Raw genomic sequence first — 13,089 nt, forward strand, 5'->3', positions numbered from 1 at the left:
AAATTCGTGCAGAAAGGGGTGAAGCAAGGGCCGAGGCCCTTACTCGTCTTCCTCTGCATCCAGGAGTTCCATATTCAGGCCGAGGCCACGGACTTCTTTTACCAGAACGTTAAACGATTCCGGTACGCCCGCTTCAAAGTTGTCCTCGCCCTTGACGATCGATTCATAGACCTTGGTCCGGCCTGCAACATCATCCGACTTCACAGTCAGCATCTCCTGCAAGGTGTAGGCGGCGCCGTAGGCCTCCAGTGCCCAGACTTCCATCTCACCAAAACGCTGACCACCGAACTGCGCCTTACCACCGAGCGGTTGCTGAGTGACCAACGAGTACGGACCAGTAGAACGCGCGTGAATTTTGTCGTCCACCAGGTGATGCAGCTTCAGAAGATACTTGATGCCGACGGTTACAGGGCGGGCAAACTGCTCGCCGGTGCGGCCATCAAACAGGATCGACTGACCAGACGTGTCAAAGCCAGCACGCACTAGAGCATCGTTGACGTCGGCCTCTTTGGCGCCATCAAAGACAGGTGTCGCGATGGGCACACCACGGGTCACATTGCCTGCAGCCTCAACCAGATCGGTCTCGGTCATATCGACAATACCTTCACCGTAGACGTCATCGCCATAGGCATGGTTCATCGCTTCACGGACCGGAGTCAGATCCCCAGAACGACGATAGTCCTGCAGAGCATCGTCGACTTTGATACCCAGGCCGCGAGCGGCCCAACCCATGTGGGTTTCCAGAATCTGACCAACGTTCATACGCGATGGAACGCCAAGCGGGTTCAGACAGAAATCAACCGGGGTACCATCTGCGAGGAACGGCATGTCCTCCATTGGAACCACTTTCGAAATCACACCTTTATTCCCGTGACGACCAGCCATCTTGTCGCCCGGCTGAAGCTTACGCTTCACAGCAATAAAGACTTTAACCATCTTCATCACACCCGGCGGCAGATCATCGCCGCGACGTACTTTTTCAACCTTGTCTTCAAAACGGGCATCCAAAGCACGCTTCTGTGCTTCGTATTGCTCGTTCAGGGCTTCAACGACCTGTGCGCTCTGCTCGTCTTCAAGCGCCAGCATCCACCACTGACCACGGCTGAGTGTCTCCAGCAGCTCTTCAGTGATTTCCGCGCCTGAATTGATGCCTTTGGGACCTTTAACAGCGGTCTTACCCAGCAACATACCACGCAGACGGGCGTAGATGTTACGATCCAGAATGCCCAGCTCGTCGTCCCGGTCACGGGCCAGACGCTCGACTTCTTCACGCTCAATCTGCAACGCACGTTCGTCTTTTTCGACACCGTGACGGTTGAAGACACGCACTTCAACCACTGTCCCGTAATCGCCCGGCTTCACGCGCAACGAGGTGTCACGCACGTCAGATGCTTTTTCACCAAAGATGGCGCGGAGCAGCTTTTCTTCCGGGGTCATCGGGCTTTCGCCCTTGGGTGTGATCTTACCAACGAGAATATCGCCCGGTTCCACATCCGCGCCGATGTAAACGATGCCAGCCTCATCGAGGTTACGCAGCGCTTCTTCACCAACGTTAGGAATGTCGCGAGTGATTTCCTCCGGCCCAAGCTTTGTATCACGGGCGGCAACTTCGAATTCCTCGATGTGGATCGAGGTAAAGACATCGTCGCGCGCAATGCGCTCGGAGATCAGGATGGAGTCTTCGTAGTTGTAGCCATTCCACGGCATAAAGGCCACGACGACGTTTTTACCCAGAGCCAGTTCACCCATATCGGTGGACGGACCATCGGCAATCACTTCACCCTTGCGGACTTCCTGACCAACTTTCACCAGCGGGCGCTGGTTAATGCAGGTATTCTGGTTCGAACGCTGGAACTTGCGCATGCGGTAGATATCCACACCTGCGTCGCCCAGTTCGAGATCAGACGTAGCCCGGATCACGATACGCTGTGCATCAATCTGGTCGATGATGCCGCCACGCTTGGCCATGATTGCCGCGCCGGAATCCCGCGCCACAATCTCTTCGATGCCGGTACCGACCAGCGGCGCTTCTGCGCGCAGCAGTGGAACCGCCTGACGTTGCATGTTCGAGCCCATCAGAGCCCGGTTCGCATCGTCATTTTCCAGGAACGGAATCAGCGAGGCTGCTACAGAGACCAACTGTTTCGGGCTAACGTCGATCAGATCCACGCTTTCACGTGGTGCCAACGTGTAGTCGCCGGACTGACGAGTCGAAACCAGATCGTTGACGAACTTACCGTCACCATCCAGCGTCGCGTTGGCCTGAGCAACCGTGTGCCGCATTTCCTCGGTCGCAGACATGTAGTGAACTTCGTCGGTCACCTTCGCCTCGTTAACGACGCGGTAGGGGGTCTCGATGAAGCCATACTTGTTCACGCGGGCAAAGGTCGCCAACGAGTTGATAAGACCAATGTTCGGACCTTCAGGTGTCTCAATCGGGCACATCCGACCATAGTGGGTCGGGTGCACGTCGCGCACCTCAAAGCCAGCACGCTCGCGGGTCAAACCGCCAGGCCCAAGCGCCGAAAGGCGACGTTTGTGCGTCACTTCGGAGAGCGGGTTGGTTTGGTCCATGAACTGCGACAGCTGTGAAGAGCCGAAGAATTCACGAACGGCTGCAGCAGCCGGTTTGGCGTTGATCAGATCCTGCGGCATGACCGTATCGATCTCAACAGAGGACATACGTTCCTTGATCGCACGCTCCATGCGCAGAAGACCGACGCGATACTGGTTTTCCATCAGTTCGCCAACAGAGCGTACACGACGGTTACCAAGGTGGTCGATGTCGTCGATGTCGCCCTTACCGTCACGCAGTTCAACCAGCGCTTTGATGCAGGAGATGATATCTTCCTTGCGCAGGGTACGCTGAGTGTCCTCGGCGTCCAGAGCAAGGCGCATATTCATCTTCACGCGACCAACAGCAGACAGGTCATAACGCTCGGAATCGAAGAACAGCGTATCGAACAAAGCAGACGCAGCTTCGACGGTCGGCGGCTCACCCGGACGCATGACGCGGTAGATATCCATGAGCGCAGTATCGCGACCCATGTTCTTATCCTGCGCCATAGTATTGCGCATGTAGGGGCCGACATTGATGTTGTCGATGTCCAGAACCGGGATGTCGGTAATACCGGCATCGATCAATTCCTTAACCGTACCACCAATCAGCTCGCCACCCTTGTCATACTCGAGGGTCAGTTCATCACCAGCTTCGACGTAGATCGCGCCGTTTTCTTCGTTGATGATATCTTTGGCAACAAATTTCCCGACGATATGCTCGAACGGCACCAACAGGTTGGTGATGTTGCCTTCGTCAATCATCTTCTTCACGGCCCGAGGTGTGACCTTCTTACCGGCTTCAGCAAAGATCTCGCCAGTCGCGGCGTCAACCAGATCGTAGGTCGGGCGAGTACCACGCACACGTTCAGGAAAGAACGGCGTAACCCAGCCACGGCTCTTCTCCAGCTGGAAGTTCACGGTATTATAGTAGGCATCCATGATGCCTTCCTGGTCGAGACCCAGCGCATAAAGCAGAGTTGTCACAGGCAGTTTGCGGCGACGGTCGATCCGCGCAAAGACGATGTCTTTGGCGTCGAATTCGAAATCGAGCCAAGAGCCGCGATACGGGATGATACGGCAGGCAAACAGCAGCTTACCCGAAGAATGCGTCTTGCCCTTGTCGTGATCAAAGAACACGCCAGGCGAACGGTGCATCTGGGATACGATCACACGCTCGGTGCCGTTGACCACAAAGGTACCATTCGGCGTCATCAGGGGCATGTCGCCCATGTAGACATCCTGTTCTTTGATGTCTTTCACTGACTTTGCGCCAGTATCCTCATCCACATCAAAGACGATCAGACGCAGTGTGACCTTCAGCGGAGCCGAATAAGTCATGTCGCGCTGCATACACTCCTCGACGTCGTACTTCGGACGCTCGAAGGAATATTTCACGAACTCCAGAACCGACGTCTCATTAAAGTCCTTGATCGGGAATACCGACTGGAACACGCCCATGATGCCTTCGCCGTCGAGCGGCTGTTCTGCATCACCAGAGCGCAGGAAGAGGTCGTAAGAAGATTTCTGGACCTCGATGAGGTTCGGCATGTCCAGGACTTCGCGAATTTTACCGTAGTATTTGCGAAGACGTTTCTGGCCAAGGAACGATTGAGCCATGTCAGATGTCACCTTTCCAATTCTCACTGAACAAGGATGCCGCCGGGCCCCGGCACCTTGTCCATACGAGACAGCGTGTTCGGATCAATTCATGACCACCTTCCCGAATGGCGGCCTCCCGATCCTTTGAACCTCGCCTGAAAAAACGCCCATGCAACCGGGCCCTTTCTAAGACAGGTTCGGCTGGACCCGGTTTTTACCGGGCCCAGCCAAATTTTCGGGATGTTCAGTAAAAACCGCAATCGATTTCCACTGTTGTCCCGTATCGCGTAGCTTAGGCCAGCTCGACTTCGGCGCCAGCTGCTTCCAGCTTGCCTTTGACGTCTTCGGCTTCGTCCTTGGACACGCCTTCTTTGATTTTACCGCCAGCTTCGACCAGCTCTTTGGCTTCTTTCAGGCCAAGACCAGTGATGCCACGAACTTCTTTGATCACGTTGATCTTGGAAGCGCCAGCGTTCTTCAGAACGACGTCAAATTCGGTCTTTTCTTCTTCAGCTGCGCCACCGGCGTCGCCGCCAGCTGCCATGACAACTGCGCCGCCAGCTGCGGGCTCGATGCCATACTCATCCTTCAGGATGGTTTTCAGTTCTTGTGCTTCAAGCAGGGTCAGACCAACGATGTCTTCTGCCAGTTTCTTCAGATCAGCCATTTTATCAGCTCTTTCCGTTTACAGTGTGTGTGTTCCAACGTGCAGGCTGGTGCCCGACGCCAGTCATTCAGTGCTAACCGCTTACGCAGCTTCCGCCTTCTCTTCGATGGTCGAAAGAATGCTTGCGATATTGCTTGCAGGTGCGCCAATTGCGCCAGCGATGTTGGAAGCAGGTGCGCCGATGCAGCTTGCGATCTGAGCAATAAGCTCGTCGCGCGAAGGCATTTTCGACACGGCTTCAACGCCGGCACGGTCCAGAGCGTTCTCACCCATTGCACCGCCAAGGATCTCGAACTTTTTGTTCTCCTTGGCGAAATCCTCTGCCACCTTAGCGGCGGACACAGGATCTTCGGAATAGGTCAGTACGGTCATCCCTGTCAGCAGGTCAGACATGTTTTCACACGGCTTACCCTCGAGGGCGATTTTGGCGAGCCTGTTCTTGGCAACACGCACGGAGGTGCCAGCGTCGCTTGCGCGCGCTCGCAGATCCTGCATCTCAGCAACTGTCAGACCGGTGTAGTGGGCTACGACCACCACGCCAGAGCTTTCGAAGATCTGGCCGAGTTCCTCGACCACTCTCTCTTTCTGGGCTCTATCCACAGTTCTCTCCAAGTTAGGGACACTTACGCATCCCGGCTCATTGATATGCCGAACATTTCTGCCCGGCGTTCAAGTCCGTTTTAACGGGGTGAGCCAAAATCACCCGAGGGTAGGAATTCCCTCGATCCTTTGGTCGTTCCCGTCTCAGGAGGGAAATTAAGGCCCGATCGACCGGCCACCCACCATCTTGGACGAAATGAAATAAAGCGCACGACGAATCGCACGCTTTATCTCGCGGTCGTAGTTAGTCTCATTTTTATAGTTTTCCAAGGGCAAAATTGCAGTCCCGCGCCGATAGATACGACTGGAAGCAATCGCCGCAAACCAGCCCCGAAAAACAAAAACCGGAGCCCCCGTAAAGGGACCCCGGAAAATCATCATAAATGCGACCCTCTCTGACGCGATAGTTCGCGCCGACAAGGATCATTGGCGCAGGCCGAAATTACTCGGTGACTGCGGTTTCCACATCAACAGTTACGCCTGGGCCCATAGTGGACGACAGAGCGATTTTCTTCATGTAGGCGCCTTTGGCACCAGCTGGCTTGGCCTTTGCCACAGCAGAGATGAAGGCACGTACGTTTTCGATCAGCTTAGCTTCATCGAAAGACGCTTTACCAACACCGGCGTGCACAACACCGCCTTTTTCAGCTTTGAACTGGACTTCGCCACCCTTGGCTGCTTCCACGGCCGCTTTCACGTCCATAGTCACGGTGCCAACCTTGGGGTTTGGCATCAGGTTACGCGGGCCAAGCACCTTACCCAGACGACCAACGATCGGCATCATGTCAGGAGTTGCGATACAACGATCGAAATCGATGGTGCCGCCTTGGATGGTTTCCATCAGGTCTTCTGCACCGATGATATCCGCGCCAGCTTCTTTGGCTTCGTCAGCTTTTGCGCCACGTGCAAAAACAGCAACGCGCATGTCTTTACCGGTGCCGTTGGGCAGGCCGATAACGCCACGAACCATCTGGTCTGCGTGACGGGTGTCAACGCCGAGGTTCATCGCGATTTCGACGGTTTCGTCGAATTTTGCGTTTGCGTTCGCTTTGATCAGTGCGACTGCTTCTTCCACCGACAGATTGCTCTTGCCAGCGAAAGCTTCGCGCGCAGCGCGGGTACGTTTACCGAGCTTAGCCATCTTACTTCACCTCGATGCCCATGGAGCGGGCAGAGCCCAGGATGATCTGCATTGCGGCGTCGATATCGTTCGCGTTCAGATCTTTCATTTTTGCTTCGGCAATTTCTTTCACCTGAGCAACACTGACGGAGCCAACGGTTTCACGCGACGGGTTGTTCGCGCCGGATTTTACCTTGGCAGCCTTTTTCAGGTAATAAGACGCAGGCGGCGTCTTGATGTCCATGGTGAAGGACTTGTCCTGATAGTAGGTGATCACGGTCGGGCACGGCGCACCGGGCTCCATATCTGCGGTCTTAGCGTTGAATGCTTTGCAGAATTCCATGATGTTGATGCCGCGCTGACCCAGTGCCGGACCGACCGGCGGGGATGGGTTCGCCTTACCGGCGGGCACTTGCAGCTTCATCGTGCCAACAAGCTTCTTAGCCATTTGGTGTTCCTTTCAACGAAGACGGGACGCGTCCCATCCGAAGTATGTTGCGTGGTCAGATCTCAGGGTCGCGACCCATCCTTCTCCCACGAGAGAATCTCGCCCTAAGACGATAGAGGCGGCATTTATAGAGGAACGCACAAGTTGGCAAGCGCTTGCGTCGCTTCAGCCGGCAAACCAGATCGGCTCATCACCTTCAGACCACGGTGTGTATTTTGTCATAACCTGGGCGAAGGTATCGCTGCCCAGAAAACGGTCGAGCCATGAAATAAGATCTGGCCAAGACTGCGCATCGAACCAGACCCTATCAATATGTGCGAACTGACGAACAAAAGGCAGAAGCGCTAAGTCGGCAATTGTACACCGCTCGCCAAAGAGCCAGGATCGTCCTCTCAATCGCGCATCAAAGAGATGTAAGTACCCGGCAGCTCTATCGCGTTCCGCTACCGCATCCAAATCCGGGTAACGGATCGCATATTTAGTATGATCTAAGGCCGCCTTGAACGGGCCGTCGTTTACCTCAATCAGGTCCCAGCCTTCCTTAGGCATATCCAGAAGGTTCATGGGATCGCTCTTTTTTAGCGCCCAGATCATGATATCAAGACTCTCATCGAAAACCTGATCATGCAAACGCAGAGCCGGAACCGTACCTGAGGCGGACGCCTGCAAGAATGCTAGGGGCTTGTCCTTTAACCGGATTTCACGCAGCTCAACTTTGACACCCGCGCTCAACAGAGCGAGGCGACTTCTCATCGCGTACGGGCATCGACGGAAGGTCCAGAGAATTGGGTTATGAGCCATAGCGCGATCTATACGGATCAAGTCGCTAGGGTCAAACGATTGTCCGCAGGCCACATGACCTCGTTTACGTCAGCATTTATTAGAAATCTCCAAGACGTCCGATGTGATGGGCCCAGTTTGGCAATGGTAGCCATCTACATATCACAAAAGAAAAACGCCGCGCTGCAGTCACAGCACGGCGTTTGAACGCTTGGGTCTCAGAGAGGATCAGGCCTGCTTGGTAACCTGGGTAAAGTCCAACTCTACCGGAGTCTCGCGACCAAAGATGGATACGGTAACCTTGAGCTTCTGATTGTCGTCGTCGACGCCTTCGACCATCCCGTCGAAATCCTCGAATGGGCCATCGTTAACTTTGACCCGCTCACCCACTTCAAAGGAGATCAGGGTGCGTGGTGCTTCCTCACCCTCTTGGACCCGGCCAAGGATACCCTGCACTTCGGCGTCACGCATCGGCATTGGGCGGCCTTGTGGACCCAGAAAACCCGTAACGCGGTTGATCGAGCTGATCAGATGATAACCACGATCAGACATCTCCATATGCACAAGTACATAGCCGGGCATAAAGCGACGTTCGGTCGAAACTTTTTTGCCGCGACGAATCTCGATCACCTCTTCGGTGGGGACCAGAACTTCGTCGATCTCATCTTCAAGACCCTGTTCTGCGACCGACGTACGGATCTGCTCTGCGATTTTCTTTTCGAAGTTCGAAAGAACGCTGACCGAATACCACCGTTTCGCCATGAACCTGATCGTCCTTGTGTCTCTTGGCCGACAGGACCGTCGCGCCACTGATAAAATAAAATACAGCCACTGGGCTGCGCTCTAACAAAAAGCGGCGCGCAACACGAATCGCCACGCGCCTATGTCAGAGCTAAGCGCTCACCTACCGCCCCGGGAGTCCAAGATCAAGAGGTGAGCCACCAATTGCAAACGCGAGTCGCCCCAATAGTGCAAAGGCTTGAACCAGATGGGCTATTGGGCTGAATTAGCCAAACATTCCCAAAATACCCTCGAGCCCGAAGCGGATCAGGATATCAACGATGGCGAAGAACACAGCCGTTAGAGCCGCCATGACGAACACCATCACGGTGGTCAACAGCACCTCACGACGGGTCGGCCATACGACCTTGGAAACTTCGGCGCGAACCTGCTGGATGAACTGGACGGGATTGGTGGTGGCCATGAGGCGTTGTTCTCTCTGCTAGCAATTAAGCAGCGATTTAACCTCAGACTATGATAATTTCAAGCCCTGCTGCATCCCAGCCAGTGTAACAGGTGTTCAGAAATTTCCCTTTCGCGCCCCGCTGATAGATCCCGCCAGCAAATCCGGTTCGCGGTCATCAACGGCGACAGCATGCATGACCTCTGGGAAGAGGCTGCGTCGATATCCGTTGGTACAATCAATTCTATCTTAATTTTCGAGAGGCATAAATATCCTCCATAGGGCAGCGGAGATGTCTGAACATCACACTCTGCCCGTTTCCGAGCGCGATTATGAGATAGGATTCCATGACCCTCGCACAGAACGATCAGCAGGCGACCGGCCTGAACCAAACCGTCCAAGCAGGGGCCGCCACCCAGCGCGAAGCGCAGGCGAACCCACCGCTTACAGTACAGATTTCCGGAAAGCTCTCCGGTCGCAATCGACGGCTGCCTCCGCCGGAGGATGCCAAACTGGATCCAGAGCTTCAGGAGGAACTAACGGCGCTATTTCAGCACGGGCAACTCCAGAAGGCTGCAGCCCGTTGCGCCGAGTTGCTGAACACACATCGAAAATGTGCGTTCCTGTGGGAACTTCTGGGCCGCTGCCATCTCGCTCAGGCCGCGCTCGATGAGGCCGCGACCTGTCTCAATAAAGCCTGTGAACTCAACCCGACATCGGCCACGACCTTCGCCGCCATGGGTGACGTCTACCGTCGCCAAAATCGACCCGAGGACGCGATTGCGCTTTATAGAAAAGCACTGTCGCTTGATCCGGCCTGCCTGCCTGCGCTCAACAATCTGGGCAACACATTGTTGGATCAGGATCGCATCATCGAGGCCGACCAGTGCTTCGCAACAGCGATTGATCAGGCACCCGACAACGCGCAGCTGCTTTATAATCGGGCAAATATTCAGCGCCAGCTCGGCAACCTGGAGATTGCCCGCGATCTATATGGCCAGGCCGCACGATTTGCACCCGGCTTCCTGGAGGCGCGTTATAATCTCGCTCAACTTACCGGTCTGGCCGGCAATCAAAGAGACGCGATCCGCAATCTGGAACAGATTCTATTAGCGCGACCTAATGACGATCGCGCTCGCGCACAGAAACTGCGCTTGATGGCGGATCTTTGCGATTGGCGTTGGTTGGATGAATATCAGGATCACCGCCGACACCTCGGCCTGCGCGGTACGGCCTGCGCGCCGCAAGCAGTGTTGGGGCTAGAAGACAACCCGGACCTCCTACGTATTCGAATGCAAGCCCATGCCAATGCCGGGCTACAATCTGCACCGGCACCACAGCGCCCCCACGCCGACGTACGCCCCCAACAACTGCGCGTCGGATATTTTGCCAGCTCGGGACAAGATCAGGATGCCTTACGATTACTAGACAGTTTGCTGGCAGGTCATGATCAGAGTCGCTTCACACTCTATGTATACTCTGCCAGCACACCACGCGCTGATCTGCAGGGCATTCAGCACCGCGATACCCGTGGGCTATCTTCCACCACAATCAAGACCCAAGCGGCTGCAGATAAACTGGACATTGCAATTGATCTTACAAGCTATGCGCATGAAGCAGATCTAGCCATATTTTCAGCCCGTATTGCCCCTGTACAAATCGCGATGCCCGGCTTTGCCGGGACCATGGGCACACCAGCCTATGACTATATCCTCGGAGATGCAGTCACCTGTCCATCTGGCAGTGAGCGGTACTTTGAAGAACATCTGATCCGTATGCCAAACAGCTACCAAAGCACAGAAAGCCTGCAAGATCTGTCTGGCCATCAGTTCAGTCGCCGTGATTGCGGTCTGCCGGATGACGCCTTTGTGTTCTGCAGTTTCGCGGCCAGCCACGCGATAACACCTCGTGAATTCGATATCTGGATGCGCCTACTGACTAAGGTGGACCATAGTGTCCTCTGGCTTAGTGATTGTCCTGACGAGGCACAGGCAGCGCTGAAAAAGGCCGCAAGTGACCGACGCGTAGATCCTGATCGCTTGATATTTGCCGAGCCAAGCGCCGGTGAAGAACACATGGCCCGCAGCATGGCAGCCGACCTATTCCTCGATAGTTTCACAATCAACGCAGGCCCTTCTGCCCGCGATGCATTGGTTGCCGGGTTACCGGTTCTGTCCATGGCTGGCCGCCAATTCGCTGCGCGGACCACAGCCAGCCTGCTGGTCGCAGCCGATATGGATGAACTGCTGAGTACAACACCTCAAGCCTATGAGAAGCGTGCGATTGAGCTGGCTGAGGACAGCGACCAACTGATGGCCCTGCGCAGCAAACTGCGGCTTATGCAATCAAAGGCGCCGCTATTTGATACGGCACGCTACATAAAAGATCTCGAGCGAGGACTAGATCTGGTCTTTGCGCACCATTGCAAAGGTCTTCCGCCGCAGCATTTCAACGTACCCTCCCAGGACATCCTAACGGAGGAAACGGCTGTTAACGGCATCGCTTCAGCACAAGCCGCAGGCTCTCCTATCCACGCGGCCTGACGACTGTCATTCTCCATCAAATAGTGCCCTCTCTACCCAGCTGGGTAGTGGGGGTTCGTGATCGCTATTCTTCATGAAGCAAAGACACATCTAGCCATAAGGTCATGAGCACCGACAAATGATCCTGAAAAGCTAAATCAAAGTATTACTTTACGTGATCAACTTTTAGCAGGGGTCTCAGAGCTCGTACCCGAGACCTACGGATCTGCATTACTTAGGAAGGTTCGCAATATTTGATGGATAGCCCACAAATTCCCGACGGCAATCCAGGAACATAAAGAGAAGGTAGGAAACCCCAAATTTGCCCTCGTCAACCGACTAGACTTAGATGTTTGTGCGAAGTCCAACGCTATCGAGTTGATGCACGCCAGTCTGATCCACTATTCACCATCTAGATAGCTGCCGGTCGTCTCTGAATAACAGCTTGGTGCCCAAAATGGCCAATTGTAGCATGTATTCGGATGTCCGCACTCAGTTAGTCTTTCAATCGAGCGAACCCTGAAAGCTTCGCTTCCAAGATCCGCACTGGGTCACGTCTTGACCTTCTTATACGGTTGAAACGTTGCTGCCAAAGTACATGAACTCGCGATCCATGCTCGCGACCTCGGCTCCATTCAGTGATAGATTGGCGCTGTCGAGCATCTTGAAGCTTTTTTGGCTTTTTACCCAATCATCTGCATGGCGCAGCGTCGATAATGTGTAGGTGGAAGTTTCGTTCAGGTAGTGTGTCGGAATAACGACCTTGGGCTTAAGGCGGCTAACAATCGCATTCCCCTGTTCGTAAGACAGGATATGCTCCGATCCATCAACCGGCATCGTCAAAACATCAACCTGGCCGATGGCCTCCCAGAAACCAGGACCGGGATCGGCACGGTTATCACCCCAAATTAACGTGCGAATGCCCCCCGTTTCGATCAGATACACAACCATATCCATATGGCCGACATTGTTCGGCGCGCAGGCTTCGACACCAAATTCCGCAAGGGCATTGGTCCAATCGTAATAGCCGGGTGCCTTGCAAACGTGTTTGTCCGCGAAACCGGTTATCTTCAGATCAGCGAATTCGAACGTGCCGACCATGCGGTCTAGCACCATAGTCGAAACCGGTCGGTCGATGGCGTCATGATCAAAGTGCGTATGTGTGGACAACGTGATGTCCGTCACAGTTTCGGGAAACTTGTATTTATACCACAAGCCCCAAGCGCCAGAGGGGTCATCACGCCAAGGGTCAACTACAACAGTCGCACCACCAGGTGACGTAATTTTGAATGCGCAATGGCCAAAGTACTCAATACCGACCGCCCCCTCTGGAAAGCTCGTCGTGTTTTGCAGTTCAATTACGTGGTTGTTGTTGCCTGGCTGTGTCCAGTCTGTGGATTGAGCCTGAGCAGTCGTGGATGTCAGCAGGCCCGCCGCGCTCCCGACGCCCACAGCACCGGCCGCCATGAAAAAAGAGCGTCGTGACAAACCGGGAGCCAAATCATCTTTTTGCCCGTTTATCTTGATTGGTTTGAGATCTTTTTTGCCCATCGTTCTGATTTCCCTATTGCGATCCACCGCTCATTGTGCGGATGACTATCAAGGATAAGG

10 protein-coding genes are annotated in these 13,089 nt (G+C 54.6%); 1 reads left to right on the top strand and 9 read right to left on the bottom strand.

Annotation, left to right across the window (positions count from 1 at the left end):
* Window positions 1–39: 39 nt before the first annotated feature.
* The 8 genes from rpoB to secE form a co-directional block, all read right to left on the bottom strand.
* Complete coding sequence (rpoB, locus tag ACEWZM_RS07580; protein ID WP_414005857.1) at window positions 40–4,176, bottom strand: DNA-directed RNA polymerase subunit beta; 4,137 nt, start codon at window positions 4,174–4,176, stop codon at window positions 40–42.
* Window positions 4,177–4,450: 274 nt separating this feature from the next.
* On the bottom strand, window positions 4,451–4,825 hold the full coding sequence (gene rplL / locus ACEWZM_RS07585; protein WP_072503626.1) for a 50S ribosomal protein L7/L12: 375 nt from the start codon (window positions 4,823–4,825) through the stop codon (window positions 4,451–4,453).
* Window positions 4,826–4,906: 81 nt separating this feature from the next.
* Window positions 4,907–5,425 (bottom strand): 50S ribosomal protein L10, encoded by a 519-nt coding sequence (gene rplJ / locus ACEWZM_RS07590; RefSeq protein WP_027248544.1) that lies wholly within the window; start codon window positions 5,423–5,425, stop codon window positions 4,907–4,909.
* 442 nt (window positions 5,426–5,867) lie between these two features.
* Window positions 5,868–6,566: a 50S ribosomal protein L1 gene (gene rplA, locus ACEWZM_RS07595; RefSeq protein WP_414005858.1), complete on the bottom strand. Its 699-nt coding sequence runs from the start codon at window positions 6,564–6,566 to the stop codon at window positions 5,868–5,870.
* A 1-nt stretch (window position 6,567) separates the two neighbouring features.
* Window positions 6,568–6,993: a 50S ribosomal protein L11 gene (rplK, locus tag ACEWZM_RS07600; RefSeq protein WP_414005859.1), complete on the bottom strand. Its 426-nt coding sequence runs from the start codon at window positions 6,991–6,993 to the stop codon at window positions 6,568–6,570.
* A gap of 165 nt (window positions 6,994–7,158) precedes the next feature.
* A complete protein-coding gene (locus ACEWZM_RS07605) occupies window positions 7,159–7,794 on the bottom strand; it encodes a glutathione S-transferase (RefSeq protein WP_414005860.1) in 636 nt (211 codons plus the stop codon).
* A gap of 207 nt (window positions 7,795–8,001) precedes the next feature.
* On the bottom strand, window positions 8,002–8,535 hold the full coding sequence (gene nusG, locus ACEWZM_RS07610) for a transcription termination/antitermination protein NusG (protein ID WP_414005861.1): 534 nt from the start codon (window positions 8,533–8,535) through the stop codon (window positions 8,002–8,004).
* Between the two features lie 244 nt (window positions 8,536–8,779).
* Window positions 8,780–8,977, bottom strand: a complete 198-nt coding sequence (gene secE / locus ACEWZM_RS07615; protein ID WP_008560174.1) for a preprotein translocase subunit SecE — start codon at window positions 8,975–8,977, stop codon at window positions 8,780–8,782.
* Between the two features lie 326 nt (window positions 8,978–9,303).
* Here secE and ACEWZM_RS07620 point away from each other — a divergent pair, with 326 nt between their 5' ends.
* Window positions 9,304–11,499 (top strand): O-linked N-acetylglucosamine transferase, SPINDLY family protein, encoded by a 2,196-nt coding sequence (locus ACEWZM_RS07620; RefSeq protein ID WP_414005862.1) that lies wholly within the window; start codon window positions 9,304–9,306, stop codon window positions 11,497–11,499.
* Window positions 11,500–12,045: 546 nt separating this feature from the next.
* Here ACEWZM_RS07620 and ACEWZM_RS07625 read toward each other — a convergent pair.
* On the bottom strand, window positions 12,046–13,029 hold the full coding sequence (locus ACEWZM_RS07625) for an MBL fold metallo-hydrolase (protein ID WP_414005863.1): 984 nt from the start codon (window positions 13,027–13,029) through the stop codon (window positions 12,046–12,048).
* Window positions 13,030–13,089: the final 60 nt, after the last annotated feature.

Origin of the sequence: Phaeobacter cretensis, assembly GCF_047372505.1 — a bacterium.
Classification (GTDB): domain Bacteria; phylum Pseudomonadota; class Alphaproteobacteria; order Rhodobacterales; family Rhodobacteraceae; genus Phaeobacter; species Phaeobacter cretensis.

Coding starts and splice junctions, on each gene's coding strand:
- rpoB (WP_414005857.1), bottom strand. CDS start 4,176: ATGGCTCAATCGTTCCTTGGCCAGAAACGTCTTCGCAAATACTACGGT.
- rplL (WP_072503626.1), bottom strand. CDS start 4,825: ATGGCTGATCTGAAGAAACTGGCAGAAGACATCGTTGGTCTGACCCTG.
- rplA (WP_414005858.1), bottom strand. CDS start 6,566: ATGGCTAAGCTCGGTAAACGTACCCGCGCTGCGCGCGAAGCTTTCGCT.
- rplK (WP_414005859.1), bottom strand. CDS start 6,993: ATGGCTAAGAAGCTTGTTGGCACGATGAAGCTGCAAGTGCCCGCCGGT.
- ACEWZM_RS07605 (WP_414005860.1), bottom strand. CDS start 7,794: ATGGCTCATAACCCAATTCTCTGGACCTTCCGTCGATGCCCGTACGCG.
- nusG (WP_414005861.1), bottom strand. CDS start 8,535: ATGGCGAAACGGTGGTATTCGGTCAGCGTTCTTTCGAACTTCGAAAAG.
- secE (WP_008560174.1), bottom strand. CDS start 8,977: ATGGCCACCACCAATCCCGTCCAGTTCATCCAGCAGGTTCGCGCCGAA.
- ACEWZM_RS07620 (WP_414005862.1), top strand. CDS start 9,304: ATGACCCTCGCACAGAACGATCAGCAGGCGACCGGCCTGAACCAAACC.
- ACEWZM_RS07625 (WP_414005863.1), bottom strand. CDS start 13,029: ATGGGCAAAAAAGATCTCAAACCAATCAAGATAAACGGGCAAAAAGAT.